The organism is Bacillus sp. PK6-16 (assembly GCF_056530295.1).
In genome coordinates this window covers 4,006,070-4,027,149 of the sequence record NZ_CP096511.1, presented here as the reverse complement: position 1 = coordinate 4,027,149, position 21,080 = coordinate 4,006,070, and the positions used below count along the sequence as shown (strand labels likewise).

The following is a 21,080-nucleotide window of genomic DNA, read 5'->3' as shown; positions in this document are numbered from 1 at the left end:
ATTCATTCTACAGCCTTTAATAGATTTTTAATCTATCAACCTTCTAATAATAATGACTTTGGATCTTCAAGCATATCTTTAACAGCAACAAGGAAGCTAACTGCTTCTTTACCATCAACAATACGGTGATCGTAAGATAAAGCAATGTACATCATTGGGCGGTTTTCCATACGCTCGTTATCAATTGCAACTGGGCGTACTTGGATTTTATGCATTCCTAAAATACCAACTTGAGGGCTATTTAGGATTGGTGTTGACATTAGAGAACCGAATACACCACCGTTTGTAATTGTAAATGTACCACCTTGTAGTTCTTTTAATGAAAGTTTGTTATCGCGTGCTTTTTTACCTAATTCACGAATTTCGCTTTCGATTTCAGCGAAGTTTAATTGGTTAGCATCGCGTACAACTGGAACAACTAATCCATCTGGAGCTGCTACTGCAATACCGATATCATAGAATTTTTTAATGATAAGCTCGTCACCTTGAATTTCAGCATTTAATAATGGGAATTGTTTTAATGCTGCAACAACTGCTTTTGTGAAGAATGACATGAAGCCAAGACGTACATCATGTTTTTTCTCGAAAGCATCTTTGCGTTCTTTACGTAATTCCATGATCGCACTCATATCAACTTCGTTAAATGTTGTTAACATTGCAGATGTTTGTTGAACTTCTACAAGACGTTTTGCAATTGTTTGACGGCGGCGGGACATTTTCACGCGCTCAACTGGTTTTTCGAATTCCGTTTTTGCAACTGGAGCAGGAGCTGGACTCTTTGGAGCAGCTGGTGCTTCTTTTGGTGCTGCAGCATGAGCTTGTACATCATGTGGTCTCACGCGTCCAAGTGGATCTGTACTACGTACGTCGTTTAAGTCGATTCCTAATTCACGAGCCATCTTTCTAGCAGCTGGTGATGCGATAGGACGGTTTGTATTTGGTAACCCTTGTAGTGTTGCAGTTTGCTCAGCACTTGGTGCCGCAGCTTTCGGTGCTTCAGCTGTTTCTTGTTTTGGTTGCTCAGCAGCCGGTGCAGGTGTACTTACTGCAACTGGTGCTCCATTAGCATCTAAAATTGCGATAGTTGCGCCAACTTCAACTGTATCCCCAGGTTCGCCTAGTAACTTCGATACAATACCTGAATCTTCTGCAATGATTTCTACATTGACTTTATCAGTTTCAAGCTCAACAACGCTGCCACCTTTCTCAACTTTGTCGCCTACGTTGATAAGCCATTGTGAAATAGTTCCTTCAGTAATAGATTCTGCAAGCTCAGGTACTTTAATTTCGATCATTTTAAATGTCCTCCCCTTATTTGCCTAACGGTGTGTTTTTTCTTCTTTTGTCTTCGGTAATCTCCATTTGTTAGCCTGGCCTTGGGCAGAATATCTGCCCAAGGAACAAGCTAGAAACCTTCATTGTTACTTTTTAGTTGCTGTAAACTTCAATTTCTTGTTTATCTTGACGGAAGTTATACTTTACATCTAAAGCATGTGCAACAATTAGCTCTTGCTCAGCTTTGTGAGCGAATGGATCGCCGCCAGATGGACTAGAGCGATCAGGACGTCCAATGTAGCCCGTTTTCACTTTATCTCCAGCAAGTTCGAACAGAATTGGAGCCATGTAATGCCATGCGCCCATATTACGAGGTTCTTCTTGAACCCAAATGATTTCTTCTAAGTTTTTAAAGCGTTTAATAATAGATTGAACTTTCTCAGCAGGGAATGGGTACAATTGCTCAATACGAACGACATGAACTTCGTCTAAGTTGTACTCATGTTTACCCGACTCGATTTCTGCTGCTAAGTCAATCGCCATTTTACCTGTGCTTAAAACAAGACGTTTTACTTTATTTGGTTTCATGCCAAGGTTTTCTTGTTCTAAAGCAGGTTGGAAACGTCCTTCGCTTAACTGACTAGCAGTTGAAAGCGTAAGTGGGTGACGTAATAAACTCTTCGGCGTCATCAATACTAATGGTCGAACAGCTTCTGTTCCTAAGATAGATGCTTGACGACGCAGGATATGGAAGTATTGAGCCGCGCTCGTTAAGTTTGCAACTGTCCAGTTATTCTCAGCAGCTAACTGTAAGAAACGCTCTGGACGTGCACTAGAGTGCTCTGGTCCTTGACCTTCATAACCGTGTGGTAATAGAAGAACTAAGCCAGATTTTTGACCCCATTTTGCTCTTCCAGCTGAAACATATTGATCAAATAATGCTTGCGCAGTATTTGAGAAGTCACCATATTGCGCTTCCCACATAACAAGAGTTTCTGGAGCGAATACGTTATAACCATATTCGTAACCAACAACAGCAGCCTCTGATAACGGACTGTTATGAACAGAGAACGATGCATTAATGTTTGGTAAGCGATGCAATGGTGAATATGTTTCGTTTGTATCAGTATCGTGTAATACGATATGACGGTGTGCGAATGTACCACGCTGTGAATCTTGACCAGTTAAACGAATTGGCGTACCTTCTTGTAAAATAGAAGCGAATGCTAACGATTCAGCAAGTGCCCATTCAATTTTACCGTTCTCTTCAAGAGCATCTTTACGGCGCTCAAGAATTTTCTTCACTTTCGGATATACGTTAAATCCTTCCGGCCAAGATAGTAGACCTTCATTAATTGCACGAAGTGAGTCAATCTCAACACCAGTATCAATTGACTGAATACCTTTTGCAACAACATCTGGTACTTTAACGTGAATTGTTGCGTCGCTCGTATCAGCTGGTGGTACTTGTGCATAGTCGGATTTTAATTGCTCTTGTGTAAACTGTGTAATTGTTTCAACCTCATCTGCATTTAGAACACCAGCAGCTTGTAATTGATCTGCATAAATTGCTCTTACAGTTGGATGGTTTTTAATTTTTTTGTACACTTGTGGTTGCGTAACTGCTGGATCATCCATTTCGTTATGACCGTAGCGGCGGTAACCAATTAAATCGATTAAGAAATCTTTTTTGAACAACATGCGATATTGAATCGCAAGGTTAGCAGCTGCAAGACAAGCTTCCGGATCATCAGCGTTCACGTGAACAATCGGAATATCGAAACCTTTTGCAAGGTCACTAGAATATTTCGTAGAACGAGAATCATAGCTATCAGTCGTAAAACCAACTGCATTGTTTGCGATAACATGAATCGTTCCGCCTGTTTGATACGCGTTCAATCTGCTTAAGTTGAGTGTCTCAGATACAATACCTTGACCAGGGAATGCAGCATCACCATGAACTAAAATTACGAATGATTTTGAAGTATCTTGATCTGGAAGGCCAGATTTTTTACGATTCTCTTGAGCAGCACGTGCGAAACCTTCTACTACAGGATTCACGAACTCAAGATGACTCGGGTTATTTGCTAATGTCACGCGAGTGCTAACTTCCTCGTTACTAACGACTTGTTCTCTACCTAGGTGGTATTTCACATCGCCAGTCCAGCCAGAATTAGCCACTGCGCCTTCTATTTTTGCATGTTTGAACTCAGCAAACATGTGGCTATATGGTTTTTCTAATACGTGAGCAAGTACGCTTAGGCGACCGCGGTGAGCCATACCAATCATGACATCCTCAACGCCGTTTTTAGCACCTTCTAGAACAATTTCATCTAAAACAGGTACAAGCATATCAACGCCCTCGATAGAGAAACGTTTTTGCCCAACGAATGTTTTATGCAAGAATTGCTCGAAACCTTCAACAGCTGTTAAACGTTTTAAAAGAGCAGTTCGTTTTTTATTTGATAGTGGTTGACGCAATGAATTTGATTCCACCATTTGATGCAACCACGCGCGTTCTTCACTATCTTGTATATGAGAAAATTCATAAGCTAAAGATTTTGTATAAACGTCTTTTAATCTATGAATTACATCAAGTGCAGTGTGAATACCTTCTGGTGCATCTGGCCATACTGTTTTCGCTGGAATCGCTTTCAAGTCAGCATCGCTCAGTTCGCTCATTGCTTTCTCAAGAAGAGATTGTCCATTTGCAGCATCTTCCATCGGGTTGATGTGAGCCAACGTGTGCCCGAAAGAACGAATCTGCTCAACAAGTTGAACGACTTTAAGAATTTTTTCAATGTTACCTGTGTTTTGAGGAGAAAAATGTGTTGCTGTGTTGTCCCCTGTTACGACATCATCTTGAAACGAAGGAGCTCCAAAAATTTCAAAAAGCTCTTGTAATTCCGGATCAACAGAACCTGCTCCAGTTACGTAAAGATCATACTGTTCAATAACATAACCAAGGTTCGGACCGTGGAACTTGGCCCAAGGGTTTGTCGTTGTATTCTTCCTCGTCATTTGTTTAAACCTCCCAATGCATATAATCCTTTTCCATACAAAGGTGCATTTTGCTCTTTTTCAATAAGTAATGAATCAATAATCAATGTAAATGTTTTCTTTACTCTTATGTTATTACAATAATTTACATAATACCAAACACTATTACTTATCTGTTTTGTAAAAAAACATTCACAATAACTTATCACCCAAGTTAATCTTTCATGTTATAAAGTAATTTTACAGAAAAATGGGGTGGATATATTTGGTATGCCTATACTAATAGCTATAATTGTTGCATTTAAATATAGGTATAATAGTTAGAATGTTTCGATAAAATCAGTTTGAATTATGTATATTGAAATAATAAGCGCTTTCATAGATATTATACAACAATATAACGGAATATAGTATAAAAAATAAAAAATTATGAATTTATCGTAAACTTTATTTAGATAGTGTTAAATATTGAAAGGAAAGTGAAGGATTTCTACAAAAAAAGTTGCTAAACATAAAAAATGCTCCATAAACAGTTAGTTTCTATAAATATGACGAAAAACACCGTAAAACAAATAACGTATTTCGTGAAATAAAGAAATAAATGAAATATTTTAAAAGGATAAAACAAATATGGAGATATTAAATTTTAAAAAAAGAAGTGAGGAGATATAGTAACAGTTATTTACAGTGTTCCGTGTTTCGCTTCAAAATAGACGTGCTGAAATTGAAAAAAGTTTCTTCTATATAAATAGCGTGAATAATAATCAAAATATATGTAAAGGGAACTTGACGTAAAGTTTCCTTTACATATATACTCGGTATATGGAAGGAGGGAGAAATTTCCTTGGAAAATAAAATGGTCGAATACCGAAAAAAATTTGGACTATCTCAAGAAAAGTTGGCTGAGAAACTTGGAGTTTCCAGACAAACCATTATCTCAATTGAAAAAGGGAAATACGATCCATCACTTCCGCTAGCATTTGAAATAGCGAAAACATTTCAGACAACGATAGAACATGTATTTATTTATGAAGGAAAAGAAGAGGGGGAATAGGGATGAATTATTCACAAAAGTACTTTGTAATTATGGGGATTATTTTTCTATTTATGAGTGGATTTATGATATTAACAGGTATAATGACGCATTCTGCACCGCCAGCCATAACGTATCCATTGCTTGGGATGATGATTATGAGTTTCTGTCTAAGCTACTTGCACCCGCAATTTAAAGAAAAAGATGAGCGAATGAAACTTATTCGTTATAAAGGAATATTTGTAACCTTTTTTGCGTTAACGGCATATTATCTTCTTTTCTCTATCGGCTTAAACTTAAAAATATTTACACTATCTGCTACTGAATTATTGAATATACTTATGGCACTTACGATGAGTACCGTCTTTATCTCATTTGTTGTTTTGGCAAAAAGATATTAAGATGGAAGAGAGAAAGGAAGATTAACATATGCAAATGATGTATGCTTTTGGCATTGGGCTTGTATTATTTTTAGCCGTATTCTTATTTATTCGTAAAGACGTTCAAGGCGGGACGTTAACGAAACGAGGATTTTATAAATTAATCGCCTGTTTAGTTGTTATGCTTATAGCGATTATTGTAATGATTGTTTTAATAAGTCAGTCACTATAGAATGTAAAAACGGAACCTTACTTCGGTAAGGTTTTTTTTATTATTCAACCTAAAAAATACCGTTAAATCCATTTACTGTAAATAACTTATATTATATAATCCAATGAAATGATAGATAAGGAGTGTAGTATATGAATAAAAAACTATCTTCTATTTATTAACTTGTCTACTACTTGTAGCTAGTACTACTTATATAATATGTAACAAAAGAGAACAAGTGCCACCTATATTAGTATGGGACGAACAAGAATATTATGTTACGAATGAACCTGCCAAAGTAGAAGAAGTTGGGCGAAAACTTGGCGAAGTAACAAGGGAAATTAAAACAAGTAAAAAACCTACTAAAAATAGAGAATCTAATACATTACAAGAGAAAACAGAAGTATTCACAATGATTGAGGAAGAAAAAAGTGAATATCCGCCTTTAATCATAAAGGAAGCTTATAGTGATGAATATAGGGTAGTGAGGTCGATGTCGAAGCAGGTATTGTGATGAAAAGGAGAATCTTTTGTAGACAGTAATTTAGTATTCGTGGTCGTTAAGAAAAATATTTGTCTTTTCCTCCTATCGGTGCCGTTTACATTTTGATGAATAGAGGAGCAATGCAAAAGAGAGATTTCATTTTATATTTATTATTTACTGCTATTAATATATCGCTTTGGTTATCGTTTATGATTTTTGATTGGAGTATGTGGATGGTAGTAGGGCATTATTTGTTTGGAGCAGTTGTTATTGTTTTTTCGAATATGAATAAGAGCTAAGCCAGCAACCTTAAAGTTGCTGGTTTTTATTTTGCTATTTATAATGAAGAAACAAATTTTTAATAGAGAGTAGTGGGCGTTATGAGATGGAAAGAGGGAACGTTTGAAAAAATAGACACGAATGACTCATCTGTTGAGCAACTTATAAACACGTTTAAGGAACAAAACTTAATTGGTGGAACAATAATAAGCTGTTTTAAAGTGCATAACGAAAATTTTTTTAAAGAAATACCACATTCGAAAGATGGACATGAGCACTTCTTTAGAAGAATCTTCAACTCTTTAGACATAATCAATAACTTAGAAGAGTTAAAAATACATACATCAGACAAATATAAGTTGCGTTTTAAAGAGCAGCTGGCAGTTATGCTTGATGGTAGCATTGCTGCGCAAATTTTGTGGGGCGGAGCATATGAAGGGTTTAAGGAACGACCAGTTATCGCAAAACAATTAGCAGTCAATGTATGTCAATATATGTTCCAAGATCGATACGAAGATATTAAAGTGTTCGAAAGCTATCGCCCTTGGACAGATTGGTTTTACGATGTTGCGTGGGATGTTACTTGGATGGTGTTAGATAGTAGGGAACAGAAAATGTGGTTCATTTGTGCTACGGATACAGATTGATAGAAGAGGGCCTTGTAGGAATGCTGCAAGGCCCTTTATCTTTTGGGAATTAATAGAAAACGAATCATATAAATGCTATACTAAAAAATGTTTGTAATGTCAGTTTCATAATATTGTATGATGCTGACTTACTAGAAAAGATAAGAGGAGAATGAGCGTGCAAAAGATAAAGAAATTATTGCTATTAATGATGGTAGTAGGATTAACAGCAGGTGTTTTAGCAGGGTGTGCAAATCCGAAAGATACTACAGAAGAATTTTTAACAGCGATACAAAAAGGTGATATAGAAAAAGCTCGTACATTTGTTGAGAGTGACAAGGAATTTAATAAACTAAATGAAAAAACAGATGATGCTGAGGCAAAAGCAATGCTAAGTGCAATTACAAAGAACTTTAAATTTGAAAAGCTAGAAGAAGTATCGAAAAAGGATGACAAAGCAGAAGTGAAAGTGAAAATTACATCTGCTGATCTATCCGTTGCTGTAACAAAAGCAGTGGGAGAAGTTATGCCAATGGCCTTCGCTAGCGCATTTAGCGAAGACAAAGAACAATCTGAAAAAGCGATCGAAAAAACAATGACCTCAACTATCATCAAAAACTTAACGGATAAAGATGCAGCAATGGCAACTCGCGAAGTTACATTGAACTTAAAGAAAGACAAAGATGGCGACTATAAAATCGTTGCTGACGATAACTTGAAAGAAGTATTGTTTGCCAATGCAAAGTCTTTGGAGAAGATGTTTGGTGGGAAGTAATTGAATTAGATAGAAAAGAGACACTATATCACGTAGAAGGTTGATATGGTGTCTCTTTTTTATATGACCCCGGAGAGGCTCGAACTCACGACCTCCACCCTGTCAAGGTTTGGAAGTTTGGGGTTTATGTATATCAAGTATTGTTATTACGTTTTTAACGAAAAACCACTTCACATGAATTATTTACTAATTTTATTATAAAAGGGTCATTTACTGTTGTAAAGTGGTTAATATTTCAATGTTACTTATTATATACGTATTTTTAATGTCTTAATTATTATCTGAGATTATCAAGCGTTAACTATGTAATTAAATGTATTCGACTTTGCTTCATATCTAAACAACAATAAGAATTAAAACGAAATTATATATGAAATTCATCTAATAAAATCATTTTAGTAATTTATGGTACTATAGTTTTACGCAGTACTTTAAGAATAGTGAAAATGAATGCTTAAGTAAGGAAACTTAAGGGGGAGACATGGTGGCACTAAGACAACCTATTGCGGTTAATAAGTTGAAAAATAAAAATGGATCAGAATTAAAAGAGGTGGGTATGGAAACAGAAAACAAAAATAAAATTGAACCTACAGGTTTTTGGACATTTATTTGTAATCCAAAGAAATGGGCTATTGATGACTTCTTAATGTCAGGTGAAACCTTCGATACATTCTCTATTAGGGATAGTGATAGAGATTCTTTTGCAATAGGCGATCTAGGTATAGTTAGAGTGGGGAAAGATAATAGGACTATAAAACAGCTTAACGGTAAACAAAAACTTGATCCTGGTATTTATGCAATTGTTGAAGTGCAAGGTAAACCAAAGTTAATGGCTACTGATAAAAAAGGGTACTGGTATGAAGAAAGTGATAGGCAGAAACCTAGATATAGAGTCCCAATAAAATATATACATAACCTTCATGAAGAACCTATTCTTTTAGATACACTGAATGAACTAAATGTTACAAATGATAAATTTTTAATTGATGGCTTTCAAGGATCAACTATTCCATTAAATAAAGCAACATACGATGATATAATAAAAATTCTTGACAATATGTATACAACGCAAGAGATAACAAATTCAACAATATTAAAAGAAGGGGCTACCAAACAAATATTTGTAAACATATATGAACGTAACCCTATAGCTAGAAGGAGATGTATAGAACACTATGGGTGTAGCTGTGTAGTTTGTAATTTTAATTTTGAAAAGACATATGGTGAGTTAGGGAAGGACTTTATACATATTCACCATCTTAAAGAATTACATACTATTGGTGAAGAATATGAAGTTAATCCTATTGCTGATTTAAGACCAGTATGTCCAAATTGCCATGCAATGTTACACAAAAGAAAGCCTGCTTACTCAATTGAAGAATTAAAAGGCTTTTTGACAATAAATTAACTAGTCTTAATCAGTAAATTTTTTATCTTTTAGGAAGTGATTTTTTGATGGTTAAAAAGGTTATAGGGAAATTTGTCGGCATTATTTTTATAGCTATGGGATACTTTCTTGTAAAAGAGTTATCATTTCCAGTTGATAATATCTTCAACATTATTTTACAAGGATGGTTAGGATACTTTATAGCCTACATTGGTGTGGGTTTATTATTTTTTGGAATACTTGAAAAAAGTAAAGTACTTTCATTTATTTATAAAAAGGTTTTAGTTGTACCTGCCATTGGTTTTATTTATTTTCAATATATAATTACACCTATAATAACAGTAATTATGTTTTTAGGTATCTATTTTTTACCCTCCATGTGGATTCTGAAGTTGGGAGAAACACATGCTATTATTGAACAATATAGTCAAGGAATTATATACATTTTAAGTTTGTTATCAGTTCTCTTCTTTGCATATCAGAGTAACTTAGTGATGAGATTTATTATTGATACTTTCAAAACTAAGCTGTTTAGGAATTATCTTAATAGATATACAAGCACAGCTTTCACAAGAATGTTCACATACATCATGATGATAATTATTTATATTTCATATAACTTCCTTGCTTTTTCAAAAATCAATCTAAATTTTATTCCCTCCGAAATGTTAAATGTTATCAAGGAAGTATTCGTTACTTTTGTAGCAATTGATACCTTAGTGCAAATAATATTAACTAAGCAACAAGCAAAGACAGAGAAATCCGAACACAAGGAAAAAAAGGATAGCCCAATTGGGCTATAATTGCTTAATCATCACAGACTATTACATTATGGAAATGTAAAGTTACTAGAGAATACACATAATAACTTTGTCTTGGAAATTGAAGCGGAAAAGATTTTATTCATGTTTATCATCTAAAAAAATTAAGTCAACTTAGTGAGGAATATGAAATTAACCCAATAGAAGATTTAAGACCAGCATGCCCTAATTACCATACTATGTTGTATAAGAAGAAACCTGCTTATTCTATAGAAGAATTAAAAAAATTACTATAAATCTATTTAGAAGGAGAGGTTATAAGTGAATTTTAAAAATGACTTTAAAGTGCATAATGAGTGGGATAGAAGAATATTGAAATCAAGTGAGGGTAATAACAGATATTATAGGGTTTTCGTCGGTGATGTTACATGGAAAGATGGTATTGAAAGGTTAGCTTGTATTGTGTTCATTCAACATGGTAATTCTGAAGATTGGAAAATAGCTTGCAAAAATAGAGAGATTGTATTTGACAATCCAGCACATATCTTATTTCAAGACTATGAAATGGTCGATAACGCCTGTAAAGACCTGCTAGCACGTTATTCTAAATAAGAAGGAAAAGAGTAACATGATAAATTCAATTATCAATAACTTCATAAATGATTTAAATACCACATTATTAAGAGATCATAAAAAATTTACATGCAAAGAAATACGTAACACCTATATGTACTTAACGGATAACTTTAAAGCGTATTTTGGTAGTAAAAGTAATTACTCTGGTTTTACCGAGTTACTACTTCTTAAAGTTCTTGAGGGGTGGCTTTTATCAAATGATAGTTGCCTTGAAGTTTCTGCTGGGGGTACTTTAAGCGGAAAAAGAACATACTTTGATAAGTATGGAAATGAGAAGATTAAAACACAGCAATCAGATATTAAAATAATGAATGGTAATATTATTGAATATTATTTTTCGGTCAAAGCAATTAAGATACATCAAAAGGTAAAAGTAGATGCTGGAGACTTAAATAGTAATATTGTATCTAATTATTTTAAAGGCACTTTAGATAAAGATACTGAAATTCTTTTAACATTACAGGATTTTAATCGAATAGAAAACGTAAGGCATGGTAAACATGAAAATTTTAAGGCTGTAACTATCTTTTTTTCTAAACCCAACAATACTAATATAGATTTACTAAATAAAATAAAAAAAGATTACAGTTGGTATGATTATATTTGCTTAAATGATAGCGAATATGAGAACAAACTTTTTATAGACGTATTAACTGAAAGAATATTTCTCTAATTAAGTACAAATAATAATATACTTGGGTTATACTTTAGTTTTCATGAGGGCAATATTAAAATGTTACCAGTCTTAACTCACCTTCATTATCTACTTCATTTATACTGACTAGGTTCTCAATATCCAAATTGATATGCGTTTAAGAAGTATTTGAATAAATAATAAAAAGGCATTTTATCTCTGCTAGATAAGACGCCTTTTTATTATTAAGCCATAATTGGAATCAATTTAATAATATTTCCTATCCTCTCTTCATAAGATAGACCTTCTGTGTAGGGCTTGTGTAACCTAAAATTCATTCGCTTATATATTTGGTTTAGTATTGAATCTTCTGTTTCATATAGGTGACCCATAATGGTTGAAATAACTCCATCACTATCTCCTACGTATTCCATCATATTCCTATATGTATTTAATATTTTTTCTATTTCTTTATCAGCTAATTTTTCATATAAATCTCTTTGAAACTGATTTTGTGCTGTTCTCGCTTGTGAAATACTCTTTCCCTGTTTAATTACCTGAAATCCTAACTTGGTAACTTCCCTTGAAAAAAAACCAGAATCCTCAGCATACATTAAATAATGCAAGAAATATAAAAATAGCTGATATTTTCCGATCTTTACTTTCTCTTTTGGGGTAAGTTCATCTCCACTGTCGATTTCTAACTTCCCTTCTTTTAATGAAAGTGATTCATCGTGAACGCCTGAAAAAAGATTAAATGGGTGTAATCCATTTATAATCTTCTCAATGCCATCTTCTAATTCTTTTAGTTTAGGATTCTCTATTATTTCTTTATACAGGCGTAATATTTCCTCATAATCGGGTATTAGCCATAATTTTTGGTCAGTTGGATTGTAAATCGAAACAGCATATCTATTAAACTCTTTGCTACCATAGCCTCTTAATACTAAATATATTTTTTTATCGACTTCAAAATAATATAATAATGATTGTTGCCTATATTTTATCTTAAAGCCATTCGTTTCATTCCAAGTACGGTTATTATAATAAACACGATTAGCTTTTTCAGGTAACTTATACCGTGCTTCAACTTGTCCATTTTGCATATAAATAAAATATATTTCACCTTTAAATGGTTCTAAATCTTTAGGTAGCTTACACGAAATAGTTTCATCTGGCATGTAGTCATTATCCTCAGCAGTCATTAAACTTAATTCTTTAATTTTTGAATGATACCAGGGCAACATATCAATTAAAAATTCATCATAATTTGTACTTTTGCTTATACCGCTGTTTTCAAACTGCTTTAACCGATTTATTTGTATTGGATTTAAAGATCTCATTATGAATTCAGCAAGGTCATCTTCTGATATTGATTTTAAAAGCTTTTTTATTTCACTTTTTTTATATAAGTTCATTCAAGTTCCCCCAACTATAATTTATGATGTAATACACATATATAATTCGCTATTTAAGAATTAACTCTTTAAACCACGCATTTAAATCGTCGTTGTTATCCTTACTATAGAGTTCAATTACATTTTTCTTACTAAGTATAAAGGAAAAAAGCTTTCTTAAATACTCATCGAACTTGCTTGCCATCTCTTTTAATTTATCTGTATCTCTCAATTTTCTAGGTAATTTATCACCATGGAATGTCGAGGATCTAATTGCATATGCAGTTTTAATAAATGTAAATATCTCTAACCGTTCCTCATAGGTTTCACCTAATATTTTTGCTAATCTCTCAGCAATCTTATGAGTGATCTCATCCTTATCAGTGGATAAAAGTATTTCTAGTAGTGTACAATACATACCTATTCTACTTGGGAGATGTGTCTGAGTTCTTGTTGATTGTAGAAAATAATTAAACCTTTCTATTCTATTTGATATGGTACTCACTACTAATGAAATTTCATGTGTTTCTTTTTCTATATTTTCATGGTTTAAAGTTTTGAACCATGATGCTAATTCCTTTAATTCTTCACTAGTAAATACAATTTGTTCTCTTTCACCCTTGGAATTAAAGAAGAGAGGCGTTCTCATATTAGAAGTCATTGAATGAGGTTTCCCATTAGGATACTTTATGTATAAAAATCCTTGTTGAACTGTAACGCTGTTATCTTTTGCTAACCATAAAAAATTAGAAAATATCTGTGTCAATCTAAGATAATAGTCTAGAAGGTTTAATCTTTCATCACCATTATCAACATCTATTTCTTCATTTATAGTACCTTCATAATACACGAAAGGTTTATCATATAATTCATCTACTTCCAATGTACCTGCAAGTTTCTTGAAGTACTCATCAATAAAGGTATCTAACCTCGCTTTACTGTTAGATAATCTTATACCTTCAATAACGCTAATACCTCTATTGAGTACTCTATCTACTTTTAGGTTATAAATACTTGCTACAAAATAAACTTTCATTTTGTTAATTATCCCCTTACTTTTAGTTATTTGTATTCTTTGCCTTGCCAAAATAATAAATTAAGTAACTTGTTCATCTTTTAGTGTAAGCACTAATTTAATTATATTATAAGATAAATAACATTTACCAAAATAGGGGGGAGGCAAAAAATATTAAAAAAGTAGTTAAAGATTTACAGAACTACTAATAAAAACTTAAGAAAACTACCTGTACTACCATATGTTTTCTTAAACATAGTAATAGGGAAAGGTATTCCTTGTTACCGGAATTTGGATTTGATCTCTCCTATTGCTTAAAGCGTGTCTTATGACATGCTTTTTTCTTTGGGTTTCTAATTCAATATTTTTGAACTTATTTATAACAAGTGAGGTGAAAAAAATGTATACAGTTAATTCACGTGTACCATACAAAATGGAATATGATTGCAGATTCATAAAACCAATTAGGCATAGTCGTAATAAGACGTTGCAAGAGTTTAGTCGTTTTATGGGAGTTGATCCTGCTACTATCTGTAAATTAGAACAGGGTCGTTTAGACTTCACACCGTATTATCATGAGAAATTAAAGGATGCTATTAAACGTTTGAGGGTTTCTAATGTGGAACTAGCTAGTATTCGCAAAATCTTAGAAATGAAACAACAACGAGGGTATAAATAATTATTGGAGGAATAGGAAATGGAAGTAAAAGATTTATTTGTTGAGACTAAAAAGGTTGTAGCTGATTACAAGGAAAAAGCAGGGGTATTAGATCAAGAAGAACAAGAACTACAAAAGGAACTTGTGGCACTGCAAGAGGAAATGACAGCCATTCTTTTAGATCAGGAAGGGGCTAACCTCTCAGAACGTATTTATTTAAAGGCACAGGCAAAGGGAATCAATTCTAAAGTAGAGATCATTAACACTATGTTAGAAGAACTAGAAGAGAAGAGAACAGCCTTAAAACTGGCATATGTACCAGTGTTACAAGATGTACTAAGAAAAGATCGTTCTGCTTCTCATGAATATAACATGACAGAACTCGCTATCCGTCACCGTTACGAGTTATTAACTGAGATCGCTGGTGTAGGTAAGCAATTCCAAAAGCAATACCATACGATTGCACCTGATATTTATGAAGTGTTTGAAGATCCAAAAGTTAAAGAAGAATTTCCAAGAATAGAATACTCATTTAATCAAGATCAATATACACCATTCTTTACATGGTTTGAAACAGCTATTGTTTCTAGGAATGAAGTATTTTCCGCTACACGTGGTAATTTACCTGACCATTTACAAGCACCTAAGGAGGCAGAATAAATGAACTTATCTAGCATTGTAAAACAAGATATTTTAGCAGAACTGAGAAAAGGGAATACGGATGTTTTAAAAGGACTACCACCAGTTTTAGCTATGCAATATGGACTGGCGTTACAAAATGAGGCTGGTGGCTATATTGAGGAATCAAAAGTAAACGATAATGAACTTAATAAAGCTATGCTTCATCGCTTAAAAGATAGTGGTGTCAAAGAACGTCTTATCAAAGAGATTGAGGCAGAAGAAAAGGCATACGCTGAAAGAGTGGAACTAGCAAAGCAAATTACAAATGAGATCACTGGTTAATTATCGGTGGTCTCTTTTTTATGGGGGAAATTAAGTGGCTTACTACGATAAAGAAGAACAAGAAACAGTGATTGTATTTGAACCAGTTACAAACTTATGGAACATATATACAAACGTTCCTAAGCACATTAAGAGGCTAAAAAACGACTATATAGCTTCAGTTTTTCATAGTGAGAGAGATTCTGAAGGTAAAACCATTGCTATACGTTTAAAGGCAGAAAAACTACCATCTAGCTACATTTTTAACAAGTAAACAAGGAGGAACTATTATGGATAAATTAGAATTTGAGGCAAGATTAAACAAAACATATAACGGTGGTGTAACGCCTGTGACACGTTACACCAATAAGAATGCTACAATGCTATTTCACTGTGATAAGTGTGGTACTGACTTTTATAATAAGGCTAGATATATGATAGAGAAAGACCATCAAAAACATATTTGTACTATGCCTTATGGTGATAGTTTTGGTACTAGGTTATCTAATGTTGGGAAAGGTAAGATAGACCCCAAAAAACGAAAGAAACAGTTAAACCCTGATAAAGTAGTAAAGCGACTATATCAAATGATTATAGAGGACTACACGCCCCAGCAAATAGCAAAAGAATTACAAGTTAATCCAAATATAATAAAAGATCATTTTAAAGCGGAAGGACTAATTTAACTGTCTTTCTGCTTTTCCTTTTATCTGTTTTATATTCTTGTTTATTTCATCTAACCCCTTATGCATATCAGCAAAGCCCTGTTCGAATGTGGATTGTAATCCCTTATGCACACTTTTTACATCGTCCAACTTACCTTCTACTGAGGTAGAGGTTTCCCTACCATTTAACTCACCTAAACTATTATCTAATCTTTCCACCTTCTTCTCCATTTCACATAACATTTCATACATCTGTTCAAACATTTTCTTCTCATTTTCTGTCATGGCAGCAAGACCCCCTAAAATGTTTTCTAAAATCCGTCGCAGAAATTTTTTTCAAGAATCGACTATTCAATTATAGCAAAAACTTGAACCACCCCTCCTTTGTATCGCTGTACAGCCTCGCTAGTAAGGTATTAGTACATTAACCAAAAGATAATCGCCTCAGAATGCGAATCTCGGTGACTTATCAGCCCAAAAAGGTTTCAAAAATATGGTGTATATTTTGCGGTGACCAGACCAGCCATAAAACAATACCGCCTCCCCATATGGTGGGGTGTGCCTATACACATAAAAAAGAAATATATCATTCTATTATGAGGGTGCTGGTGCTGGTGCTGGTGCTGGTGCTGGGGTGTGGGTGCTATTGTCTCTCTCTTTTCTTTCTTCTTTTCTTTCATTTGTTTTCTTTTTCTTCATTCACTTTTGATTGTTCTTTTTGATTGGCTTTCGTTCCGCTTTCCTACGTTGTGTCATTGCCTCTCTCATATGTGTTCACATGTGAGAGTAGTATGATAGTGCTGGTGTGTATATTGATGGAACTGACTACCATTGTCGTTTCTATCTACTTATTGAGTATTTCTTTAATCCATTCTATTTTCTTCTCTGCTATGTAATCATTATCAAAGTTATCCATAGACTTTTTTAAAACATACTTAAGCACTTCTGAATTATGTAAAGGTTTACTAACAGGGTTAAGGTTATTTAATTTTTGTTTATATTTCTCAAAATCATTATAAAAAGTCTCATCACATTTAAAATTGCAACTTATCGTATACTCTTCTTTCATAATATCCTCCTCCATTTCATGAGTTAATATATCAAATTTCATTTGAAATCACAACAAAATTATTTACAAAAACAATTATAATGTGTTATATTTAAAAGTTTTTAACTTAATTCATAGCAAGGCAAGTTAACTTAACTTAACTTAACTTAACTTAATCTTATATTGTCGTCTAAAAAGGTACACCATTATAGATGGTGAAAAAACAGCCAAAAACGACGTCTACTTATGAAGAAAATAAACCTTTATGTACGTCTATAAAATAATTGATCTTTATGTACTATGGTTGTATATTAAATCTATCAACTAAAGGAAACGGTGGTTTTAATTATGGGAGTCAACTTTATCTACATGCGTGTATCAACTAAAGAACAGAATTTAGATAGACAATATGAGGCGTTAAAGTCTTATGTAACTGACAAGAAATACATATACAGTGATAAAGCAAGTGGAAAGGATATGGAACGTGAGGATTTTCAGAACATGCTTAAAGCAATGAGGAGTGGCGACACGCTTTACATAAAATCTATTGACCGCTTAGGACGTAATAAACAGCAAATCAAAGAGTACCTACAATACTTTAAAAACAAGGGTATCAGAGTTAAAGTAATTGATCTACCAACTACTATGATAGATATACAAGAAGGTCAAGAAGGCATTTTAGATATGGTAAATAACATTTTAATCGAGGTTTACACTACATTAGCCCAGCAGGAAAGAGAAACTATTAAACAACGTCAAAAAGAGGGCATCGCTGTTGCTAAAGCTAAAGGAAAACATTTAGGGCGTCCAGTAATGGAATTGCCTAAAGAGTGGGATAATCTGTACAAAGAATGGAAAGCTGGACAGATCACAGCAGTGACATTTATGTATGTTATCGGAATGAAGAAAGCGACCTTCTATAAGAAAGTGAAAGAATACGAGGCTACACTTTAATAGTGTGGTCTTTTATTGTGCAGAAAAAACATTTCTGAGTCGGCTATATAAAGAGGGCGGAGAGGTGGGAAAAGTGACAATTGCACAGAAAAGAACAACTAATCCATTCTAATGAATGCGGTCGTATCAAGGGCTGAATACTATTTTTTAACATTTCACCGATTGTGCATTCCATAACTGAATTCACACATGAAATTACGATATATAGTAAAACCCCTCAGAAATAACCTGAGAGGTTTCATATACTATTAAGATTATGTTAGTCACTATTTAGCTAGTTTCATAAACTCGTCACTGTGGCTATCTTTGTATTTCATGAACAAGTTATAACAATCTTTTCTACTCTTACCATTTACAATACTTCTAATAGTTGCCTTAGTGACAGGAAACATTGTTTCTAACTGGTAAGGCTGATAACCTTTCACCTTGTTTAGATACAGTATTTTATATACATCCTTATCTGTCAATTTTATGTTGTTAAATCCAATACCATTCATAAACACCTTTCCTTTCCAAATAATTTAGCCTTTTCATTCACTTTTCTTATTCAATTATCATAATTTTCTTCATGTGGATTCTCATCAATTGGTTCTAGGTCTATAATTAAACGCTTAACAATTCCTTTTTCATCTGTTTCACCAAGTACAGAAAACCAACCTCCATCACTTTCTGTCTCTATTTGTAGTCCTAAAATATCACAGTCCCCTAATCGAATAGTTTCTGTGTCTGTAGCAAACTCCCCTAAATAAATAGTGCCATTCTTAACGTTTGTTTTCATTGTTAGTACCTCCAAGTGATTGTTTTTTAGGGCTTGTTATTGCCCCTTACAAAGAGGTACTTGCAATTTCGTTTTATAATAGGACATCAATTTGAAAAAAATTTATAAGAACACCAAAAAGGTTATATTACTTACACAAAAATGCCAGACCTTGAAATAACTTTACTAATAAATCTCCTTTTATGATTCAAATTTTTAATGTTTTGCCAATGCTATTCTCGTGGGAAGATATAATGATAAAAAATAAAAGGATCGGCTACTATACCCATCCTCGTCCTTTCCTATATTCTTGGTCAACTTCTTCTATACATTCCTTTGAACAAACCATACGCCCACCAAATCACCACTATACTCGTCGCAGTAGCACCAAGTGTAAAAAACACCTTCAGGTTCTTTAGGAACGTATATAACCTTGTTGCATTGCATACAGCGATAATACCAATGACCTTTGTATTTCTTTTTATATGGATTGAAAAAATATCGTTCTAGTTCCACACCATTTCCTCCTGTTATTTATATCAAACAATGAAAATACTATTGATTTCATCATTCCTCTAATAACTATTTACTGTCTCACGTCCAATCGAATCGTATGACTCACTACATCACAATTATCTTCCATTCAATTACTCGTTTCTCTATACTCCGCTACGCTACGTATGTGGTCGTTCCACTCCCACACTATTTATGACTAATATAGAATATTATTTTTTAAACCGCACTAATCACATGGAGAGGGATAGTTTATATCCCTCGGAGTGTGTATCGTGTATTTTTTCTTTCTTTAAGGAAATGGTTTTAAAAGCTTGATATATCAGCGTTTGTAGAGTTATTTGCTAGTTTTTTTATGCAAATTAAATCTCATTATTTAAGTACATTTCTAATAATGTCCGCATTCTTTCAGAAGGAATATAAACATTGATAGATTCGTCATTGCGAATAGCACTTCTAAATAACCACTGGAGTAATTCTGATAGTGCAAATAAATCCTCATTTACTTTAATATCATGTGAATGAAAGAAGCGTTTAATCATTGGATTCATATACCTGTTCGCTAAATAAATACAAGTATTAGCCGTTACATATTCATTTGTAGCCCTGGCATTTATAGGAACAAACCTTTTACTTAGTCCAATTGGTGTTAAAATCTTTTTATTATCTTTGAAAGTTGTCCAAATAACATGTTTTGTAGAACAGTTTATTTTGTGACGATAAAAGTTATAGCTATTCTTCTTGATCATATCTTTATAGTATTTATTTTTGAGATTGATGTTTAAATGGCTTTTACTAAAAGCGTTATGTTTTTCACCTACTTTGTTTATATCTCGATTATCACTAGGAGAGGAATAATAAATGTTAATTAGTGATTTGAAACGCTGACGGTTTTCACCTTTTGTTCCCTTATATTTTGTTAGATAATAACCGAGTTTAGCATCGTACCCTACGGATTGATACGTAAACTTCATGTTAAATAAACGGTAATAGTAACACTGAATTTGTCCCTCGAACATATAAGTTAAAATAAATACCTCGCTGAACACACTAAATAGTTCTGTAGGAAATAGCCAATACATTTTACTTTCATCAAATAAAACTAAATTCCCCGCATTAGCTAAGTTTCTGATAGTTTGATAGTTCCCTGAATCATATTCCACGTTATTCCATTTCACTTCACCTTTCGTTCCGATTGATACAATTGGAGTGCCTTTATCATCAGTAGAATTCAATAGAATTTTAATATCATCTTTTGTCATGTTAATTTCATCAATGGTATCTAATACCTCATCTAAGATTAGTACATAGTTTTCCGCTTCAATTAGCTGAATAAGTTCCGAGTCACATCTTTTAAATAATGCATGAGTAGAAACAATATTCTCACCATTAGCAATTGCTTGTTTAAGTGAATCCAATTTGTTTCGTCTACCGTTCTGTTCTGGTTGAACAAAAGGCTTGGTTGTATATTCAATAATCCGTTTAATTTCTGTTAGATACGGTGTAATAAAGATAAACTTTGTTCCTGTTGGACTTTCATTGATATATTGAATCGCCCAACTAGTTTTACCGCTACCCATAATTGAATCAATGATGTTAATTTTTGTTTGTACTGAATGTTTTAATAACATATCTAAACTCCTTTTCCTG

At 33.3% G+C, this 21,080-nt stretch carries 27 protein-coding genes; 17 read left to right on the top strand and 10 right to left on the bottom strand.

Translation table 11 applies throughout. The features are described from left to right. Positions 1-35 precede the first annotated feature (35 nt). Positions 36-1,295 (bottom strand): 2-oxoglutarate dehydrogenase complex dihydrolipoyllysine-residue succinyltransferase, encoded by a 1,260-nt coding sequence (odhB, locus tag M1D66_RS20650; RefSeq protein ID WP_000569896.1) that lies wholly within the window; start codon positions 1,293-1,295, stop codon positions 36-38. 133 nt (positions 1,296-1,428) lie between these two features. Further along, complete coding sequence (gene odhA / locus M1D66_RS20645; protein WP_000197158.1) at positions 1,429-4,296, bottom strand: 2-oxoglutarate dehydrogenase E1 component; 2,868 nt, start codon at positions 4,294-4,296, stop codon at positions 1,429-1,431. Between the two features lie 823 nt (positions 4,297-5,119). On the opposite strand from odhA, the gene M1D66_RS20640 reads away from it, so the two are divergent. From M1D66_RS20640 to M1D66_RS20590, 11 genes are all read left to right on the top strand, one after another. After that, entirely contained in the window at positions 5,120-5,329 is a 210-nt protein-coding gene (locus M1D66_RS20640) for a helix-turn-helix transcriptional regulator (RefSeq protein WP_000428506.1), read from the top strand. A gap of 2 nt (positions 5,330-5,331) precedes the next feature. After that, entirely contained in the window at positions 5,332-5,709 is a 378-nt protein-coding gene (locus M1D66_RS20635) for a hypothetical protein (RefSeq protein ID WP_001109898.1), read from the top strand. 28 nt (positions 5,710-5,737) lie between these two features. Next, positions 5,738-5,920: a DUF3976 domain-containing protein gene (locus tag M1D66_RS20630; RefSeq protein WP_001178291.1), complete on the top strand. Its 183-nt coding sequence runs from the start codon at positions 5,738-5,740 to the stop codon at positions 5,918-5,920. 145 nt (positions 5,921-6,065) lie between these two features. Continuing rightward, positions 6,066-6,413, top strand: coding sequence for a hypothetical protein (locus tag M1D66_RS20625; protein WP_041183977.1), 348 nt, complete (start codon positions 6,066-6,068; stop codon positions 6,411-6,413). Between the two features lie 92 nt (positions 6,414-6,505). Beyond that, positions 6,506-6,682 (top strand): hypothetical protein, encoded by a 177-nt coding sequence (locus M1D66_RS20620; RefSeq protein WP_153578869.1) that lies wholly within the window; start codon positions 6,506-6,508, stop codon positions 6,680-6,682. Between the two features lie 81 nt (positions 6,683-6,763). Next, positions 6,764-7,309 carry a hypothetical protein gene (locus M1D66_RS20615; RefSeq protein WP_140335736.1) on the top strand — a complete coding sequence of 182 codons (546 nt, stop codon included), beginning with the start codon at positions 6,764-6,766 and terminating at the stop codon, positions 7,307-7,309. A 157-nt stretch (positions 7,310-7,466) separates the two neighbouring features. Beyond that, positions 7,467-8,063 carry a hypothetical protein gene (locus M1D66_RS20610; protein ID WP_001169480.1) on the top strand — a complete coding sequence of 199 codons (597 nt, stop codon included), beginning with the start codon at positions 7,467-7,469 and terminating at the stop codon, positions 8,061-8,063. A gap of 484 nt (positions 8,064-8,547) precedes the next feature. Continuing rightward, a complete protein-coding gene (locus M1D66_RS20605; RefSeq protein WP_242554748.1) occupies positions 8,548-9,471 on the top strand; it encodes an HNH endonuclease in 924 nt (307 codons plus the stop codon). Between the two features lie 44 nt (positions 9,472-9,515). Next, entirely contained in the window at positions 9,516-10,253 is a 738-nt protein-coding gene (locus M1D66_RS20600) for a hypothetical protein (RefSeq protein WP_242554747.1), read from the top strand. 279 nt (positions 10,254-10,532) lie between these two features. Then, positions 10,533-10,823: a hypothetical protein gene (locus M1D66_RS20595; RefSeq protein WP_242554746.1), complete on the top strand. Its 291-nt coding sequence runs from the start codon at positions 10,533-10,535 to the stop codon at positions 10,821-10,823. A 16-nt stretch (positions 10,824-10,839) separates the two neighbouring features. Next, positions 10,840-11,520, top strand: coding sequence for a hypothetical protein (locus M1D66_RS20590; RefSeq protein ID WP_242554745.1), 681 nt, complete (start codon positions 10,840-10,842; stop codon positions 11,518-11,520). 206 nt (positions 11,521-11,726) lie between these two features. Here the strand turns inward: M1D66_RS20590 and M1D66_RS20585 are convergent, their stop codons facing one another. Together M1D66_RS20585 and M1D66_RS20580 are read right to left on the bottom strand one after the other, a co-directional pair. Next, positions 11,727-12,899, bottom strand: a complete 1,173-nt coding sequence (locus tag M1D66_RS20585) for a hypothetical protein (protein WP_242554744.1) — start codon at positions 12,897-12,899, stop codon at positions 11,727-11,729. A gap of 49 nt (positions 12,900-12,948) precedes the next feature. Next, entirely contained in the window at positions 12,949-13,914 is a 966-nt protein-coding gene (locus M1D66_RS20580) for a HEPN domain-containing protein (RefSeq protein WP_242554743.1), read from the bottom strand. Between the two features lie 379 nt (positions 13,915-14,293). On the opposite strand from M1D66_RS20580, the gene M1D66_RS20575 reads away from it, so the two are divergent. The 5 genes from M1D66_RS20575 to M1D66_RS20555 are packed head-to-tail and all read left to right on the top strand — an operon-like array spanning position 14,294 to position 16,179. Beyond that, entirely contained in the window at positions 14,294-14,572 is a 279-nt protein-coding gene (locus tag M1D66_RS20575) for a helix-turn-helix domain-containing protein (protein WP_242554742.1), read from the top strand. Between the two features lie 18 nt (positions 14,573-14,590). Continuing rightward, positions 14,591-15,211, top strand: a complete 621-nt coding sequence (locus M1D66_RS20570; protein ID WP_242554741.1) for a hypothetical protein — start codon at positions 14,591-14,593, stop codon at positions 15,209-15,211. After that, complete coding sequence (locus M1D66_RS20565) at positions 15,212-15,514, top strand: hypothetical protein (protein WP_242554740.1); 303 nt, start codon at positions 15,212-15,214, stop codon at positions 15,512-15,514. 34 nt (positions 15,515-15,548) lie between these two features. Beyond that, positions 15,549-15,767: a hypothetical protein gene (locus M1D66_RS20560; protein ID WP_242554739.1), complete on the top strand. Its 219-nt coding sequence runs from the start codon at positions 15,549-15,551 to the stop codon at positions 15,765-15,767. 16 nt (positions 15,768-15,783) lie between these two features. Then, positions 15,784-16,179 (top strand): adenylate kinase, encoded by a 396-nt coding sequence (locus M1D66_RS20555; RefSeq protein WP_242554738.1) that lies wholly within the window; start codon positions 15,784-15,786, stop codon positions 16,177-16,179. Here the strand turns inward: M1D66_RS20555 and M1D66_RS20550 are convergent. Then, the gene (locus M1D66_RS20550; RefSeq protein ID WP_242554737.1) at positions 16,171-16,443 is read right to left on the bottom strand and encodes a chromosome segregation protein SMC; all 273 of its coding nucleotides are present in this window, start codon (positions 16,441-16,443) and stop codon (positions 16,171-16,173) included. The two genes, M1D66_RS20555 and M1D66_RS20550, sit on opposite strands and share 9 nt — an antisense overlap. Positions 16,444-17,002: 559 nt before the next feature. Beyond that, positions 17,003-17,227, bottom strand: coding sequence for a hypothetical protein (locus M1D66_RS20545; protein WP_242554736.1), 225 nt, complete (start codon positions 17,225-17,227; stop codon positions 17,003-17,005). Positions 17,228-17,554: 327 nt separating this feature from the next. Here M1D66_RS20545 and M1D66_RS20540 point away from each other — a divergent pair, with 327 nt between their 5' ends. Beyond that, positions 17,555-18,160, top strand: coding sequence for a recombinase family protein (locus tag M1D66_RS20540; RefSeq protein WP_242554735.1), 606 nt, complete (start codon positions 17,555-17,557; stop codon positions 18,158-18,160). A gap of 266 nt (positions 18,161-18,426) precedes the next feature. Here the strand turns inward: M1D66_RS20540 and M1D66_RS20535 are convergent, their stop codons facing one another. From M1D66_RS20535 to M1D66_RS20520, 4 genes are all read right to left on the bottom strand, one after another. Further along, positions 18,427-18,657: a hypothetical protein gene (locus M1D66_RS20535; RefSeq protein WP_242554734.1), complete on the bottom strand. Its 231-nt coding sequence runs from the start codon at positions 18,655-18,657 to the stop codon at positions 18,427-18,429. Between the two features lie 50 nt (positions 18,658-18,707). Beyond that, a complete protein-coding gene (locus tag M1D66_RS20530; protein ID WP_242554733.1) occupies positions 18,708-18,938 on the bottom strand; it encodes a hypothetical protein in 231 nt (76 codons plus the stop codon). 303 nt (positions 18,939-19,241) lie between these two features. Beyond that, positions 19,242-19,433 carry a hypothetical protein gene (locus tag M1D66_RS20525; RefSeq protein ID WP_242554732.1) on the bottom strand — a complete coding sequence of 64 codons (192 nt, stop codon included), beginning with the start codon at positions 19,431-19,433 and terminating at the stop codon, positions 19,242-19,244. A 359-nt stretch (positions 19,434-19,792) separates the two neighbouring features. Then, positions 19,793-21,061, bottom strand: coding sequence for a hypothetical protein (locus M1D66_RS20520; protein ID WP_242554731.1), 1,269 nt, complete (start codon positions 21,059-21,061; stop codon positions 19,793-19,795). Positions 21,062-21,080: the final 19 nt, after the last annotated feature.